This window comes from Mesorhizobium sp. M1182 (assembly GCF_040318335.1).
Classification (GTDB): domain Bacteria; phylum Pseudomonadota; class Alphaproteobacteria; order Rhizobiales; family Rhizobiaceae; genus Mesorhizobium.
The window spans coordinates 40,508-56,259 of the sequence record NZ_JAMYMD010000009.1; the positions used below are offsets into that span (position 1 = coordinate 40,508).

Annotated in this window: 20 protein-coding genes; 5 read left to right on the plus strand and 15 right to left on the minus strand. The window is 62.5% G+C overall.

Annotation, left to right across the window (positions count from 1 at the left end; all coding sequences use genetic code 11):
• Positions 1–195 precede the first annotated feature (195 nt).
• From NKH33_RS13295 to hisB, 13 genes are all read right to left on the minus strand, one after another.
• Positions 196–1,794, minus strand: a complete 1,599-nt coding sequence (locus tag NKH33_RS13295) for a hypothetical protein (protein WP_352919888.1) — start codon at positions 1,792–1,794, stop codon at positions 196–198.
• Positions 1,784–2,179, minus strand: coding sequence for a GtrA family protein (locus tag NKH33_RS13300; protein ID WP_023677541.1), 396 nt, complete (start codon positions 2,177–2,179; stop codon positions 1,784–1,786). The genes NKH33_RS13295 and NKH33_RS13300 overlap by 11 nt, the downstream gene beginning before the upstream one ends.
• 7 nt (positions 2,180–2,186) lie before the next feature.
• A complete protein-coding gene (locus tag NKH33_RS13305; protein WP_352919891.1) occupies positions 2,187–2,957 on the minus strand; it encodes a class I SAM-dependent methyltransferase in 771 nt (256 codons plus the stop codon).
• Positions 2,957–3,964 (minus strand): glycosyltransferase family 2 protein, encoded by a 1,008-nt coding sequence (locus NKH33_RS13310; protein ID WP_352682236.1) that lies wholly within the window; start codon positions 3,962–3,964, stop codon positions 2,957–2,959. Before NKH33_RS13310 ends, NKH33_RS13305 begins: the two co-directional genes overlap by 1 nt.
• A 77-nt stretch (positions 3,965–4,041) precedes the next feature.
• The gene (gene coaA / locus NKH33_RS13315; RefSeq protein ID WP_352919894.1) at positions 4,042–5,001 is read right to left on the minus strand and encodes a type I pantothenate kinase; all 960 of its coding nucleotides are present in this window, start codon (positions 4,999–5,001) and stop codon (positions 4,042–4,044) included.
• Positions 5,002–5,019: 18 nt separating this feature from the next.
• Positions 5,020–5,346, minus strand: a complete 327-nt coding sequence (locus tag NKH33_RS13320) for a phosphoribosyl-ATP diphosphatase (protein WP_254815934.1) — start codon at positions 5,344–5,346, stop codon at positions 5,020–5,022.
• Between the two features lie 36 nt (positions 5,347–5,382).
• Positions 5,383–6,177, minus strand: coding sequence for an imidazole glycerol phosphate synthase subunit HisF (gene hisF / locus NKH33_RS13325; protein ID WP_023677537.1), 795 nt, complete (start codon positions 6,175–6,177; stop codon positions 5,383–5,385).
• Positions 6,174–7,010, minus strand: coding sequence for an arginase family protein (locus tag NKH33_RS13330; protein ID WP_352919897.1), 837 nt, complete (start codon positions 7,008–7,010; stop codon positions 6,174–6,176). The genes hisF and NKH33_RS13330 overlap by 4 nt, the downstream gene beginning before the upstream one ends.
• Positions 7,007–7,756: a 1-(5-phosphoribosyl)-5-[(5-phosphoribosylamino)methylideneamino]imidazole-4-carboxamide isomerase gene (gene hisA, locus NKH33_RS13335; protein ID WP_352472580.1), complete on the minus strand. Its 750-nt coding sequence runs from the start codon at positions 7,754–7,756 to the stop codon at positions 7,007–7,009. The genes NKH33_RS13330 and hisA overlap by 4 nt, the downstream gene beginning before the upstream one ends.
• Before the next feature lie 2 nt (positions 7,757–7,758).
• Positions 7,759–8,049 carry a DUF1330 domain-containing protein gene (locus NKH33_RS13340; RefSeq protein ID WP_352472581.1) on the minus strand — a complete coding sequence of 97 codons (291 nt, stop codon included), beginning with the start codon at positions 8,047–8,049 and terminating at the stop codon, positions 7,759–7,761.
• A 3-nt stretch (positions 8,050–8,052) separates the two neighbouring features.
• The gene (gene hisH, locus NKH33_RS13345) at positions 8,053–8,703 is read right to left on the minus strand and encodes an imidazole glycerol phosphate synthase subunit HisH (RefSeq protein ID WP_023677533.1); all 651 of its coding nucleotides are present in this window, start codon (positions 8,701–8,703) and stop codon (positions 8,053–8,055) included.
• Between the two features lies 1 nt (position 8,704).
• On the minus strand, positions 8,705–9,178 hold the full coding sequence (locus tag NKH33_RS13350) for a DUF2628 domain-containing protein (protein WP_352451667.1): 474 nt from the start codon (positions 9,176–9,178) through the stop codon (positions 8,705–8,707).
• Between the two features lie 4 nt (positions 9,179–9,182).
• Positions 9,183–9,782, minus strand: coding sequence for an imidazoleglycerol-phosphate dehydratase HisB (gene hisB / locus NKH33_RS13355; protein WP_352472583.1), 600 nt, complete (start codon positions 9,780–9,782; stop codon positions 9,183–9,185).
• A 225-nt stretch (positions 9,783–10,007) separates the two neighbouring features.
• Here hisB and hslV point away from each other — a divergent pair, with 225 nt between their 5' ends.
• From hslV to NKH33_RS13380, 5 genes are all read left to right on the plus strand, one after another.
• Entirely contained in the window at positions 10,008–10,559 is a 552-nt protein-coding gene (gene hslV, locus NKH33_RS13360) for an ATP-dependent protease subunit HslV (protein WP_352472584.1), read from the plus strand.
• Entirely contained in the window at positions 10,549–11,091 is a 543-nt protein-coding gene (locus NKH33_RS13365; protein WP_352472585.1) for a GNAT family N-acetyltransferase, read from the plus strand. Before hslV ends, NKH33_RS13365 begins: the two co-directional genes overlap by 11 nt.
• Positions 11,092–11,095: 4 nt before the next feature.
• Positions 11,096–11,692 (plus strand): DUF2585 domain-containing protein, encoded by a 597-nt coding sequence (locus NKH33_RS13370; protein WP_352780865.1) that lies wholly within the window; start codon positions 11,096–11,098, stop codon positions 11,690–11,692.
• A gap of 4 nt (positions 11,693–11,696) precedes the next feature.
• Positions 11,697–13,010 carry an ATP-dependent protease ATPase subunit HslU gene (hslU, locus tag NKH33_RS13375; protein ID WP_254815924.1) on the plus strand — a complete coding sequence of 438 codons (1,314 nt, stop codon included), beginning with the start codon at positions 11,697–11,699 and terminating at the stop codon, positions 13,008–13,010.
• A gap of 182 nt (positions 13,011–13,192) precedes the next feature.
• On the plus strand, positions 13,193–14,152 hold the full coding sequence (locus NKH33_RS13380; RefSeq protein ID WP_352919901.1) for a DUF1402 family protein: 960 nt from the start codon (positions 13,193–13,195) through the stop codon (positions 14,150–14,152).
• Positions 14,153–14,186: 34 nt separating this feature from the next.
• On the opposite strand, the gene NKH33_RS13385 is transcribed toward NKH33_RS13380, so the two are convergent.
• Both NKH33_RS13385 and NKH33_RS13390 read right to left on the minus strand, forming a co-directional pair.
• Positions 14,187–15,416 carry an NAD(P)/FAD-dependent oxidoreductase gene (locus NKH33_RS13385; RefSeq protein WP_352920112.1) on the minus strand — a complete coding sequence of 410 codons (1,230 nt, stop codon included), beginning with the start codon at positions 15,414–15,416 and terminating at the stop codon, positions 14,187–14,189.
• Positions 15,417–15,418: 2 nt separating this feature from the next.
• Positions 15,419–15,733, minus strand: a complete 315-nt coding sequence (locus NKH33_RS13390; protein WP_352769569.1) for a MocE family 2Fe-2S type ferredoxin — start codon at positions 15,731–15,733, stop codon at positions 15,419–15,421.
• Between the last annotated feature and the right edge of the window lie 19 nt (positions 15,734–15,752).

Genomic DNA, 15,752 nt, shown 5'->3' on the forward strand with positions numbered 1-15,752 from the left:
CGCTGCCAGAAGATCGAGAAGACGGTGACTGCGGCAATGGCCAGGACATTGCGGCTAGGAAGCAGCGGCGCCGCAATATCCCGTTCGCGCCAGCGGCTCAAGCCGCCAATGTCGTTCGAGACGCTCATGCTGTTGCACCGAGGCTCTCGAGATCGAGCCATATGTCGTCCAGCGGAGCGACTGGATCCAGCGGTGTCATGGGTTTCCGGGGGCTCCTGCTCTATCGGTTTGGAGCGGCGCAGGCGCCGTGTAACGCAGATAGACAGTGATTTCCGGCTCGGCGTGCAGCAGACGATAGTCGGCCATGGCGACCTGGATCCGCTTGTCCTGCAGCATCAGGGCAGTCCACGCCGGCGAGCCTGACAGCACGATATCGGGCTTCTTCGCTGATATCTCGGCGGCGTTTTCGCCGATCACCCGATCGCGGATGCTTTCAAGTTCCGGTCTCCGTTCGAGATCGCCGGTGACGCGGGCGAGCGTGTCCGCGTTGGAGACCGCCCAGGCGCTCGGATGGCGTGATATGAACCTGCCGCCGACCAGCCTGGCGAGGGGATGGGCAACCTGCATCTGGTCGGCAATCGACATGATGGTCGGGGTTTCGACCGTTGCGCGGATCGCGGCGACAGACCGGGCGGTCGGGCCGTTATCCGTCGTCAGCGCCGCGTACTGTGCCCTGACCGCTATTTGCAGCACCAGCACGCAGCCGAAGATCAGGGCGGCCTTGCGAACGAAGCCTGCACTGCCGAATGTGCCGAACCACACAAGCTGGATGCCAAATGCAAGTGTCGCAACAACGACCATCGGCAGCGCGTGATTGGGCCAACCCTTGCCCATGACGATGAAGGCCGGAATGAACCCCAGGGCGGTCAGAAGCGGAATCCTGACGTCCCAGTTCGTCTTTCTCAGGCCGCCGGCGGCAAGCACGGTGGCGGCGGCCAGAAGCAGCACCACTTTCGGCCAGTTTGCCAGCATATCGGCGGCAGAGGCCCTCAACGGAAGATAGACCTCCCTGACCAAGGGCAGCACGTCGCTGACGTAAGCGCGGTCGAAGAGCGCGATGGACGCGATATAGGCGGCCACGATCGCAGCGCCCATCAGGTTCTCTGCGACGAAGAGCGGTCTCAGCGACCGCCTTTCAAGCGCAAGACAGAGCGACGGCAACATGAAGGCCAGCACAAAATAGGGCGGCTTGACCATGACCACGACCGCCGCGCAGAACCCGGCGACCATGTGCTCCAGGCGCGAGCCCGCGCTGAAATCCAGGTTCCGCTGACGTGTGCATTGCAACGCCACCCAAGGCAGAATGGCAATCAATGCGAAGTGCTCGCGTTGGCCGAATTGATCCGGCATGAAACACAGGATCAAAAACAGGGCCGCGGCTGCCGCCCACAGCGCATGGGGCTGCCGGTAGACCGGTTCATCGCGCGCGAGAATGCGGACGGAAACGGAAAGACTGGCCAGGCTCAGGCAAACGACGCCAAGCGTCAGCCAGAATTCCGCACGCATGCCAGTGAGCTTTTCCAGGAGCATGAACGGCATGTAGAGCCAGATCGAGAAAGGTGGGTTGGTCTCCACGATGTCCGTGTTGAGCCGCTCTCCGCCAAGCAGGCGGTCGCAGACGACCAGAAGCCATGACACGTCGACATTGGTCGGGATTGCAACGGTGGATAGCCAGACGGCGTATGTGACGATCAGGCAGGCCAGCAGCAACGGAGCACCCGCTACGCCCGCAAAGGGCGAGAAGCGGTTGGCGCCGGGCAGCAGTTCACTGAGGGATCGCGCGCTAGAGACCACGAAACACCCACCGCCCGAGGACGACATAGTTGATGACCGGCACGGCAATGCAGGTGAGCAGGATCGGGATTGCGGCAGGGACGCCGAGCATCTGGGTCAAAAGCCCCGGCAGGGCGATCGCGACGGCGAGGCCGGAAGCGGTGAGCAGGAGGAAGCGGGGCAATTCCATAGCGTGACTGCCGCCCGAGGTGAACGTGAAATATTTATGCCCGGTGTAGGAGAACAACGCGGCGACGGCGTAGGCCGCAAACGATGTGAGCGCCGCCGGCAAGGCTGCCGTTGCCTGTCCACGCGACAGCAGAAAAGCGCAAACGGCGTAGATCAGCGTCGACGCGATGCCAATCAGCGCAAAGCGCGATAGTCGACGATACGAGCCGGTGCCCATGACGCGGTCAAGCTGCCAATTTCTCGTCGGGGCGAGCGGTTTCGACGGCGCTGTTCTTGCGGAATACCGCCAGCAGCGAAACCCCGAAGGGCAAGCTTGCATTTGGTATGATGCGGCCTTCCGCCGAAAACACTGCCTTCATCGCTGCATTCAGTGGTTTCGGCGGCGTGGCATGACCGGCTGGCAAGGCCGGCCTGCGCAACCTGTCCACCAGTCGTGCCAGCGCCGCTACCGGGAAGAGCGCGGCATTTGTGTAGCTCAGCCGGTCGATCGCGAAACCAGCCTTTTCAATTCGTTCACGCAGCAGATTGCGTGAATAGCGCCGCATGTGATGCAGCCCAACATCATGCGTGCTCCACAACCATTGGTGTGCTGGCACCGTGAGGACGACGCCGCCGCCCGGCTTCAGCATCTGGCGGATCGCGGCAAGCGACGCCTCGTCTTCGGCGACATGTTCCAGCACGTCGAACAGGCAGACGAGGTCGCAGCTTTGCGGCGCGACAGGAATGTTGTCCGGCAGATGTCCGGCGAGGAAGTCGCGGCCGGTCTTTTCCCAGGCAATCCTGCGCGCGAGATCGCTCATCTCGACTGCCGTCACTGCGCCGAACTGCTCCAGCATCCGGATGTTGCCGCCGGTGCCGGCGCCGATCTCGACGATGCGCGCGTTTTCAGGCAGGCCGATGCTGCGAATGACCGCCTCGGCGATGGCGCGACGCCCGCAGAACCACCAATGCTCGTCTTCGGTGGCGGCCATCTGTCGGTAAGCGTCCATCTCCATCAGCTCATTCCCTCATATTTGCGGCGCACGATATAGATCGGACGCTGCTTGATCTCGGCGTAGACCCTGCCGAGGTATTGTCCGATGATGCCGATGCCGAGTAACTGGATGCCGCCAAGGAAAAGAACACTGACCAGCAGGGAGGCGTAGCCGGGCACATCAACGCCAAAGATCATTGTCTTGGCGACGATCAGCAGGCCGTAGAGGAACGACAGCGCGGAAATCGTCGCGCCGACATAGGTCCAGATTTCAAGCGGAGCGGTGGAGAAGCTGGTGATGCCTTCGAGCGCAAAGTTCCACAGCTTCCAGCCGGAGAATTTCGACTGGCCGGCGATGCGCTGATCGCGGACGTATTCGACGCTTGCGGTGCGGAACCCGACCCAGGCGAACAGGCCCTTCATGAAACGACGGCGTTCGGGCAAAGACCGCAGCGCCTGGATGACCTGGCGGTCGATCAAACGGAAGTCGCCGACATCGTGCGGGATCTTCTGCTGCGCGATCCAGTTGTGAACGCGGTAGAACATCGAGGCGGAGCGCTGCTTGAGAAAGCTGTCGCTCGACCGATTGGCTCGCTTGGCCAGAACAACCTCAAAACCCTCGCGCCACTTTTCCACAAGCAGCGGAATGACATGCGGCGGATCCTGCATATCGACATCCATCGGGATCGCTGCATCGGCATCGCAGCTGTCGAGCCCCGCGGTCATCGCGGCTTCCTTGCCGAAATTGCGTGAAAGGTCGATTACGTGGATGCGTGGATCGGTTTGTTGGGCTTCGATCAGCTTTTCGAGCGTCGTATCGCTGCTGCCGTCGTTGACGAAGATGAACTCGAGGGCAACGCCTTTGTCCTTCAGCAGCGCGGTGCTTTCGCATACCGCCTTCAGGAATGGAGCAATTGCGCCTTCCTCATTGTGGACAGGCACGATCAAGGCAATCGTTGCGCCGCCGCTGCCCGGACGTGCGATGCGGTCAGCTGCCGGCCGATCGATGTTTAGGAATGGCGCATTCATTTGTTTGCCGAGCCCGCAGATCAGGCCCGACAATAGAAAGACTGGGTTAAGATGACTTTAAGGAATGTCCCGGGATTTCACAGTTTCCTGAGCGCCACTTCCTCGACCAGATGGTTGGCGCCCTTGCGCAGGATGAGATCGGCTCGGGCGCGGGTCGGCAATATATTCTCGCGCAGATTCTTCAGGTTGATGTTGGTCCACAGGCCCTCGGCGATGGCGCGGGCCGCATCCTCGGAAAGTTGCGAATAGCGGTGAAAGAAGGAGGCCGGGTCGCGGAAGGCGGTTTCGCGCAACCGCATGAAGCGGGCGATATACCAGTGATGGATCAGCGCCTCCTCGGCATCGATGTAGATGGCAAAGTCGAAGAAATCCGACAGGAAAGGCACGATCTTGCCGTCCTTCGGCAGCTTGCCCGGCTGCAGGACATTAATGCCTTCGAAGATCAGAATGTCGGGCCGGTCGATGGTCTGGAACTCGCCCGGAATGACGTCATAGGTCAGGTGCGAATAGACCGGCGCGCGGACGTTGCGCTGCGCCGATTTGATGCCGGACAGGAAGCGCAGCAGCGCGCCGACGTCGTAGCTGTCCGGAAAGCCCTTGCGCTCCATCAGATTGTTGCGACGCAGGAGTTCGTTCGGCAGCAGGAAACCATCGGTGGTGACCAGGTCGACCTTGGGACTCGACGGCCAGCGCGCCAGCAGCTCCTTCAGCACGCGCGCCGTGGTCGATTTGCCGACCGCGACGGAACCGGCAATGCCGATGATGAACGGTGTCTTGGCCGCGTCCAGCGCGTTGAAGAAGGCCTGGCGCTGCCTGAACAGGAGTTGACTGGCTTCGACATGAGCCGACAACAGCCGCGACATCGAAAGATAGATGCGCTCGACCTCGTGGAGATCGACCGGATCGTTCAGCGACCGCAGACGACGGACCTCGTCCTCGGTGAGCGTCATCGGCGTATCGGCGCGGAACCGCGACCATTGCTCGGCCGAGAAGAAACGATAGGGTGAATACTTCTCGGTAGGAGCGAGCTGGTCCATCGAGTTCCTCCGCAGCGATCAGCCCCGGTCCAGCCGAGACGCCTTTTCGGCGATGCCCGAACGACCGGTGCGGCGTTCAAGCTCGTTGAGCACATCGCTCAGCGGAATGTCCGCTATGCCGAGAACGACAAGCCAATGATAGATGAGATCGGCGCTTTCCGAAACAAGCGCGTCCCGGTCGGCGCTGACGGCTGCGATCACCGTTTCGACTGCCTCTTCGCCGAGTTTCTGCGCTGCCTTGCTCATGCCACGCTGAAAGAGCTTGGCCGTCCACGAATCCGGATCGCCGGAACGTGCGCGTTCGCCAATAATCTTCTCCAGATCGGAGAGCGAGAACTCGGTCATGACGGCGTTTACAGCCTCTTCTTAGCCGGAAAGGCTCTAGGACCGATTACCCGGCGAGTCCAGCCGCATCGGCAGTCCGGCCTGAGCCATGTGCAGCTTGGCTTCGGCGATGCTGTAGGTGCCGAAATGGAAGATCGACGCCGCCAGCACCGCGCCGGCATGGCCGTCGCGAATGCCTTCGACAAGGTGGTCGAGCGTGCCGACGCCACCGGAAGCGATGACCGGCACGCGTACGGCATCGGCGACCGCGCGGGTAAGGGCTATGTCGTAGCCGGCCTTGGTGCCGTCGCGGTCCATCGATGTTAGCAGGATCTCGCCGGCGCCGAGATCGACCACTCGCCGAGCGAACTCGACGGCGTCGATGCCGGTCTTCTCGCGGCCGCCATGGGTGAATATCTCCCAGCGATCAGCCTCGCTCGCAGCGGACACTTTCTTGGCATCGATGGCGACGACGATGCACTGGTTGCCGAATTTGTCGGCAGCCTCGGCGACAAAATTTGGGGTCTTCACCGCCGCCGTGTTGATCGACACCTTGTCGGCGCCGGCCAGTAGCAGCTTCCTGATGTCGGCGACCTGACGGACGCCACCGCCAACGGTCAGCGGCATGAAACATTGTTCGGCGGTGCGGGCGATGACATCGAAAATGGTCTCGCGGTTTTCCGACGAGGCGGTGATGTCGAGAAAGCAGAGCTCGTCGGCGCCGGCCGCGTCATATGCTTTTGCCGCTTCGACGGGATCGCCGGCATCGACCAGGTCGACGAAATTAACGCCCTTGACGACACGGCCGTTCTTGACGTCGAGACAGGGGATGACGCGGGCTTTCAGCATCAGATCCTCTCGATCGCCGCAAGAAAATCGACAAGCAGCTGGCCGACGACGGCCGGAACTTCGGACTGGGAATCAAAGGCCGGGTCGTAGGCCGAGAGCGTCACGCCGACGATTGGGATTGACCTGGCCAGTCCGCAGGCAAGCTGCCGTAGCTGTTCCGGACTCGGGCCGCCCGGGTGCGCGTAGCGGTTCACCTGCAACACATCCGGATCGAGGACATCCAGGTCGAGATGCAGATGCGCCCGCACAGTCCCTGTCGCCGTGAGCTTTCCGATCATATCGAGTGCACCGGCACATTCGGTGCGCACGATCGGCAAAGTTTCCAGCAGTCGCTTTTCGTCGGGATCGAGGTCGCGGGCATCGACCAGCATGCAGCGCGCCGGGTCTATCGGCCGGAACCCCGGAATTGCTGCCGCCATCGGATGCCAGCAGAGCCCGAGCGTCGCCGCCAGCGCCATGCCGTCGAGAAAGCCGTAGGCCGACGTCTCCGGCGTGTTGAGATCGCCATGCTGGTCGATCCAGATGATCGAATCCGCCGCTTCGCCGGCAACCGCACCGGCGGCGGTCAGGCAATTTCCAGCAAGGATAATGGGGAAGCGTCCTCCATCGCGGGCGAGGTTAACCTTGGTCGCGACGGCGTTGCAGACGGCGAAGCCGGTTGCAATTTCGCGCCCCTGCTCGTCTCCGACCTTGCCGATATCTTCGACGGCGACGTCATGGCCAGCCACGGTCAGGGCTTCGACCAGCCCACCGCCGACGATGGCGTCCGGCCCCTGGCCGCACCCTTCGAGATAGTGCCCGCTGTCGTAGGGAGCAACGATAATCGAGACCTTCACGTTTCACACCCTGCCATCGGTTTGCCACGCAGGATCGCCAATGCCTCGGCCGGGTCGATGCGGCCGTCGTAGAGGGCGCGGCCGGAGATCGCGCCTTCGAGCTTGCGGGCATCGGGCATGGTCATGCGCACGATGTCGGCGATCGAGGCGAGCCCGCCCGAGGCGATAACCGGGATCGACACCGCGTCGGCGAGATCGATGGTGGCGTCCCAGTTGATGCCAGTCAGCACACCGTCGCGGTCGATATCGGTGTAGATGATGGCGGCGACGCCGGCACCCTCGAATTTCCTCGCCAGTTCAATGACGCCGAGGCTCGAAGCCTCAGCCCAGCCTTCGACCGCGACCTTACCGCCCTTGGCGTCGATGCCGACAGCGATCTTGCCCGGGAATGCCTTGCAGGCCTGCCTGACCAGATCCGGATCGCGGACCGCCACGGTGCCAAGAATGACGCGGGCCAGCCCACGGTCGAGCCAGTCCTCGATCTGCGCCAGGGTGCGGATGCCGCCGCCGAGCTGCACCGGATTGCTCGTCGCCTTCAGGATGGCGCCGACCGCGGCGCTGTTGACGCTCTGGCCCTTGAAGGCGCCGTTGAGGTCGACGACGTGCAGCCATTCGAAGCCCTGCTCTTCGAAGACGCGCGCCTGAGCGGCGGGATCGTCATTGTAGATGGTGGCGGTCGCCATGTCGCCATGCCTGAGGCGCACGCATTTGCCGTCCTTGAGGTCTATCGCCGGAAACAGAAACACCTTCAGGCGCCTTCGACGATGACAAAGTGGCCGGTCGAGCCGGCGAGCCTGTACTTCAACGCCTCCTGGTATTCAGGCGAGCCGTAGCATTCCAGCGCCTTTTCATAGGATTCGAATTCCACCAGCACGTGGCGATTGCCTGCCGGTCCTTCCGGGCTGGTGTACCGCCCGGCGCGCACCGGGAACTTCGCGCCGTATTTCGCGAAAGCCGCGGCATTGGCCTCGATATATCGCTTGTAGATCTCGGGATCGCGGACATCGACCATTGCCATCCAATAGCCCTTCTTGCTCATGGTTCAGGGCCTCCAGCCTAGGAAATTGGTGATCAGCGCCAGGCCCAGCGCCTGGCTCTTCTCGGGGTGGAATTGCGTTCCGGCGAGGTTGTCGCGAGCGACAGCGGCCGTTACCGGGCCGCCATAGTCGGCAACCGCCAGCACCTCATCCTCCTTCCGTGCATCGAGATGGTAGGAGTGGACGAAATAGGCGTGCAGTCCCTTGCCACCCGTCGCAATGCCGGAAAACAGCGGATGCTTGCGCTTCAGGTCAATCGTGTTCCAGCCGATCTGCGGGATCTTCAGTGTCGGATCGGCCGGCGTGATCTCCTTGACGTCGCCGGCGACCCAGCCAAAGCCCTTTGTGACGGTCTTTTCCAGGCCTCGCTCCGACATCAGCTGCATGCCGACGCAGATGCCGAGGAACGGCCGAGCCTTGGCGATCGCCACCTCCTCGACCGCTTCCCACATGCCGGCGACCGCACGCAGTCCAGCGGCGCAATCGGCATAGGCACCGACGCCGGGCAGGACGATGCGGTCGGCGGTCCTGACCCGCTCGGCATCGGCGGTGAGTTCGATCGCGGCGGCAATACCGGCTTCATGCGCGGCACGCTCGAAGGCCTTGGTGGCCGAGCGCAGATTGCCCGACCCGTAATCGATGATCGCTACCCTCATCTCAGGGCTTTCCCGGAATATGGTTCAGCCCCAGCGCCAGGCCCATCTGCGCCGACCGGGCATGTGCTGCGTCTGGGACGATGCGTTGCACCGTCGGTTGTTCATCCGACTGAGCATCGGCTTCCAATGCATAGCGGAGGTCTGCGTCGTCGAGCCTGTCGGCCTCGACCACGCCCCATTCATGCCAGCCGCGACGGCGCAGGGCTGCGATCCGCAAGCCCTGCCCTTCCAGTCCGACAAAGAGCATGACAAGCAGGGATAACAGCGAGCCGGTTGTTTCCAGGTCCAGCCTTTCGCCTAGCATCGAGAGCAGGCCCATTGCGACAAACGCCAATGCCGCCTCGACCCACAGCCGGTGCCAGGCCAGCCACAGCGGCGGCACCAGGAAGCCGAGCCAGGCAAAGCCGTCACGGATAAAGGTAGTGTCCACGCTTTCGCTGCGGCCTGGCGGCTTCATCACGACATAGATGGCCATGACGCTATCCTTTCAGGGATCCCTTGGTGGAGGGAACCGCGTCCGGCTGGCGCGGGTCGCGCTCAAGCGCCGAACGCAACACACGCGCCACGGCCTTGAAGCAGGTCTCGGCGATGTGGTGGTTGTTGGCGCCGTAATGATTGGTGACATGAAGCGTGATGCCGGCATTCTGCGCCAGCGCGTGGAAGAATTCGCGCACCAGCTCGGTATCGAACGTACCGATCTTCGGCGACGAGAACGAAACATTCCAGACCAGAAAAGGCCGGCCGGAGACATCGATTGCCGCCCGCGTCAGTGTCTCGTCCATGGCGAGATCGATCGAGGCGTAGCGCATGATGCCGCGCCGCTCGCCCAACGCCTTGGCCAGCGCCTGGCCGAGCGCGATGCCCGTATCCTCGACCGAGTGGTGGTCGTCTATGTGCAGGTCGCCCTTGGCCTTCACGGTCATGTCGATCAGCGAATGGCGCGACAACTGGTCCAGCATATGGTCGAAGAAGCCGACGCCCGTCGAAATGTCGGATTTGCCCGAGCCGTCGACCTGAACCGACACGGCGATGTCGGTTTCCCTGGTCTTGCGGCTTATCTCGGCGGAACGGGGCGCCATGACCTCATCCTTGTCTCAGATTTGCACGGTTCAGGCGTTCACATGCCTGAAAACGAAAGCCTTCTAGCAGCATGATCCGGCGATTGCCAGTTACCGCTGCGGAGCACAGTCCGGCCCGGCGGATGGCCGGTTTGCAATCATCCGGCCTATGCATACATATGGCCGATCAAGTCACTCGTAACGCGCCGATCGCCTCGATGGGATCGGTGCTGATCGGAGCAGAAAATGTCGAATGAACTGACCATGCATGCCACGACCATCCTGACCGTGCGCAAGGGCGGCAAGGTGGTGATCGCCGGCGACGGCCAGGTCAGCCTCGGCCAGACCATCATGAAGGGCAACGCCAAGAAGGTGCGCCGCATCGGCAAAAGCGGCAATGTCATTGCCGGCTTCGCCGGGGCCACCGCCGATGCCTTCACGCTGCTGGAGCGGCTCGAAGCCAAGCTCGAACAATATCCCGACCAGCTGACACGTGCCTGCGTCGAGCTCGCCAAGGACTGGCGCACCGACCGTTATTTGCGCCGGCTGGAAGCAATGATGCTGGTGGCCGACAAGTCGGTGTCGCTGGCGCTGACCGGCACCGGCGACGTGCTGGAGCCCGAATTTGGCGTCATGGCCATCGGCTCCGGCGGCAATTACGCGCTGGCAGCGGCACGCGCTTTGATGGACAGCGACAAGGGCGCAGAGGAGATCGCCCGCAAGGCGATGCAGATCGCGTCAGACATTTGCGTCTACACAAACAACAACTTCGTCGTCGAAACCCTCGATGCCGCCTGAGCGGAGCCTCCGCTATGGTTTTCGGCCGGTGATCCAGAGGGACCTGCCGATGATCGCCGGCTGGCTTGCCGAGCCGCATGTCGCCGAATGGTGGAACGACCCAGAGACCGAGATTGCGGAGATCCGCGAGCATATCGACAGCATTTCGGTCGAGCCGCTGATTATCGAGCTCGACGGAAAGCCCATCGGCTATTTGCAGAGCTACGATCCGCATCTGGAGGACGGCCATCCCTATAGCGACCAGCCGTTCGGCACGCTCGGCATCGATCTGTCGATCGGCGTGCCGGGGCTTGTCGGGGTCGGCCACGGCTCGGCGATCGTCCGGCAGTTCGTCGAGCAGCTTTTCGAGGAAGGTACGCCGCGCGTCATCATCGACCCGGACCCCGCCAATGCACGGGCTATCCGTGCCTATGAAAAGGCCGGTTTCAGGGCTATCGATCGCAGGAAGTCGGAATATGGCGATGCCGTGCTGATGGCGATTGATGCCCCAGAGGGCGACGCCGGACAAGGTGAGGCAAAAGAGGGGCAATAGCAGCATGAGCGTATCCAGCGACAAAACCGTCTCGGCCTACGAAGACAGCTGGCGAATGGGGCTTCTGCTGGTTCTCGGCCTGGTCATCTTCCAGGCCGGGGCTCTCTACGGCATGGGGCGGACGCCGATCTGTACCTGCGGCTATGTCAAGCTGTGGCACGGCATTGTGCAGAGCTCCGAGAATTCCCAGCATATTTCCGACTGGTACAGCTTCTCGCACATCATTCACGGCTTCTTGTTCTATGCGCTGGCGTGGTTCCTTTTCCCGCGCTCGCCGATCGGGCTCAGGCTGGCCTTTGCGGTGGTTATAGAGGGCGGCTGGGAGTTGCTCGAGAACAGCCCTTTCATCATCGACCGCTACCGCGCCGGCACAATCTCGCTCGACTATTATGGCGACAGCATCATCAATTCGGTGTCCGACACGCTGGCCATGGTGCTGGGGTTTGTCATGGCGCGAAGGCTTCCTATATGGGTGATCGTGACCCTCGCCCTCATCTTCGAATTCGGTGTCGGCTATCTCATCCGGGACAATCTGACACTCAACGTGATCATGCTGCTGCATCCGTTCGAGTCCATTCGGCAGTGGCAAAGTGGAATTTAGTGACATGAGCACCTTCTCTCCCCGCGAAATCGTTTCGGAACTCGACCGCTTCATCATCGGCCAGAAAGACGCCAAGCGTGCCGTGGCGATTGCCTTGCGCAACCGTTGGCGCCGCCAGCAGCTCGAGGGCCAGATGCGCGAAGAGGTGATGCCGAAGAACATCCTGATGATCGGCCCGACCGGTGTCGGCAAGACCGAGATTTCACGCCGCCTGGCACGCCTTGCCGGTGCGCCTTTCGTCAAGGTCGAAGCCACCAAGTTCACCGAGGTCGGTTATGTCGGCCGCGATGTCGAGCAGATCATCCGCGATCTGGTCGAGATCGCCATCGGGCTGGTGCGCGAGAAGATGCGCGAGGACGTCAAGGCGCGTGCCCACATCAACGCCGAGGAACGGGTGCTCGAAGCGCTCGTCGGCAAGACGGCGAGCCCGGCCACCCGCGACAGTTTCCGCAAGAAGCTGCGCGACGGCGAACTCGACGACAAGGAGATCGAGATCGAAGTGGCCGATACCGGCAATGGCGGCATGCCTGGCTTCGAGATTCCCGGCATGCCGGGCGCCAATATCGGCGTGCTCAACATCAACGACATGCTGTCGAAGGCGATGGGCGGCAAGAAGACCAAGTTGCGCAAGACGACCGTCAAGGAATCCTACGGGCTGTTGATCAGCGACGAGTCCGACAAGCTGCTCGATCAGGACGAAGTGGTGCGCAGGGCACTCGAATCGACCGAGAATGACGGCATCGTCTTCCTTGACGAGATTGACAAGATCGCCTCGCGCGAAGGCGGCATCGGTGCCGGTGTTTCGCGTGAAGGTGTGCAGCGCGACCTGCTGCCGCTGGTCGAAGGCACCACGGTTGCGACCAAATATGGACCGGTGAAGACCGACCACATCCTGTTCATCGCCTCGGGTGCGTTCCACGTCGCCAAGCCCTCCGACCTGCTGCCGGAATTGCAGGGCCGCCTGCCGATCCGCGTCGAGCTGCGGGCGCTGGAGAAGGACGATTTCGTCCGCATCCTCACCGAGACCGAAGCCAGCCTGATCAAGCAGTATATCGCGCTGATGAAGACCGAAGGCGTCGACCTGGTCTTCACCGATGACGCGATCGATTCGTTGGCCGGCATCGCCGTGGACCTTAACGCCAGCGTCGAGAATATCGGCGCCAGGCGGCTGCAGACGGTGATGGAACGGGTGCTGGACGATATCTCCTATGACGCGCCGGACCGCAACGGCACCTCGGTGACCATCGATGCCGCCTATGTCGAGAAGCATGTCGGCGACCTCTCCAGAAACACGGACTTGTCGCGTTTCATCTTGTAGGAGACGCTTCATTCTCGAAGAGGGTCGGGGAATTGCTCCCGGCCTCCCCAGTTTGGCCCAGCATTCCCGATGTGTGGCCAAATGGAAGCATCCGGCAAGCTTTCGTCCCGTCGGGTGCAGGCGTCTCTCGACTCCCGGTGGAGCATTACCTAGTTTGCCGGCGACTATTTGGGCGGCGGCGCATGAAAAAACTGATCCTCGTCATTTTGGGGCTGACGCTGGCGGCAGCCATGTTCGCCGCGCAAGCGGCAACGATGGTGCCGCCGGGCAACCGCAACACCGAGCAGCCCGACATACCGGGCGCTTCGAGCCGGCGCACCCAGGCGACCAACACCACCTTCCAGGCGAAATACCGCAAAGTCTTTGCGCTGCTCCAGAACGATGCCGAGTTGCGCGGCAAGATCAAGCAGGCAGCCGCGGCCTATGGCATCGACCCAATGCATATCGTCGGCGCCATCGTCGGCGAGCACACCTACAATGTCGATGCCTACGACCGGCTGCAGACCTACTACGTCAAGGCGATTTCGTATCTGTCGAGCAAGCTCTCCTTTGCCTATGATGGCGAGGATATCTCCGATTTCGTGCAGCGGCCGCAATTTGCGAAATGCGCAGGGAAGTCCGACAGCTACGATCTGTGGGAGTGCCGCGAACAGGTGTGGAACCGGTCGTTCCGCGGCAAGACCGTCGACGGCGAGAGCTTTCCCAACGACCGCTTAGGCGCCATTTTCTTCCAGCCTTATTATGCCGGCCAGACTTTTGGCCTTGGCCAGCTCAATCCGCTGACGGCACTGCAAATGAGCGACCTCGTGCACAAGGTTTCCGGCCTGCCGGAACTCGACGTCGGCGATCCCAACGCGGTCTACAAGACCATCATGGATCCTGACCTGACACTGCCTTATGTCGCAGCAATAATCCGGAAATCGATCGACGCCTATAGAAGCATTGCCGGCTTTGACATCTCAGGCAATCCCGGCATCACGTCGACGCTCTACAATATCGGCAACCCCGAACAGCGCGCCTATGCGCTGAAGGCCGAGAACGACAAGCGCCGCGCTGCGGGCGAGCCGGAAAAACTGCCCGAGGAAAATTACTATGGCTGGCTGGTCAACGACAAGCTGCCGGAGCTGAAGGCGCTGTTTTAGCCGAACGCGCTCGGCCAATTATCCACGCGGCGGATCAAGCCGCCAGCAGCGACTTTAACTTGATGGTCTGCGAGCCTAGCGCTTCCGGCGCCGGCCTTGCCTGCTTCGCAATCAGCATCTCGGCCAGCCTTATGTCGCGGGCGACCGCGTTGCCGGCGCCGATGCCGCTTGCCGCAACCAGCCTGCCGTCCTCGGCGAGGTGGAACAGGATGAAGGCGCCGTCGCCGAGGTCGCGGCGCACGATGCTGCGGCCTTCGTCCGACAGGCCGGCGATCTGCAAGGTCAGGCCGTACTGATCCGACCAGAACCACGGCACCGCCGCATGGGCCTCGCCGGCGCCAAGCATATTCCTTGCGGCGAGCGCGCCCTGCTCCTGTGCGTTGCGCCAGGCTTCGAGCCGCACGCGCCTGCCGCCATAGATGGCGAGCGGAAACGAACAGCAATCGCCGGCGGCAAAGACATCCGGGTCGCTGGTGCGAAGCTCGGCGTCGACGGCAACACCATTGTCGACGGTCAGCCCCGCCTCCGCGGCAAGTCCGGTCACCGGCACGGCGCCGATGCCGATCACGGCAAGATCGGCGACAATGTCGCGTCCACCGGCGAGCGCGATGCGCACTTCGGCGCCATCATCGGCAATGGCGGCGATGCCCTCGCCGCACAGGATTTTCACGCCTTCCGCTTCATGCGCCTGATGGATAACCCCAGCGATCTCGGCTGGCACGCCGCGCATCAAGATGCGCGGCTGCGCCTCAATGATGGTGACCGCCGCACCCAGCCTGCGCGCCGCCGCGGCAAGCTCAAGCCCGATGAAGCCGCCGCCGACTATGGCGATGCGATTTCCGGCGCTGAGATGGGCGCGAATGGCCAGCGCGTCGTTGAAGGTCCGGAGGTAGACGCAGCGCCCGCCAAGGCCCGGCATAGGCAGCTTGCGCGGCACCGAACCGGTCGCCAGCAGGAGCTTGTCGTAGGCCAGGGCGGAACCGTCCGAGAGGCGCACGACATGCGCCTCTCGGACGATCGCCACCGCCTGGACCGAATGGATATGCCTGATCGATCTTTCGGCCAGAACCGCCTCACTGGCGATCGCCTTGATCAGGGGCGCGTCGGCAACCATCGCGTCTTTCGACAGCGGCGGGCGCTCATAGGGCAGATGCGGCTCGTCGCCGACCAGCGTCACCGGGCCATCATAGCCGAGCTCGCGCAGCGCAAGGGCGGCGCGCCCGCCGCATTCGCCGGCGCCGATGATGACCATTCCCTTCGTCATCATCAACCGATCCGGACAAGGACTTTGCCGGCGTCGACTTTGACCGGATAAGTTCTTAGATCGACGCAGACCGGCGCGCCCTTGGCAGCCCCTGTCTTGTAGTTGAAGCGGCCATTATGCTTCGGGCACTCGATGACGTCGTCCATGACCAGCCCGTCCGCCAGATGCACCTTCTCATGCGTGCAAAGCCCGTCGGTGGCGAAATACCCGTCGTCGGGGCTGCGATAGATGGCAAAGGTGCGGCCGCCATGGTCGAAGCGCATCACGTCTTCTTCGTCGATGTCCTCGGCGTCACAGGCCTCGACCCAGTCGCTCATTTACGGGTCCCTCGATGTT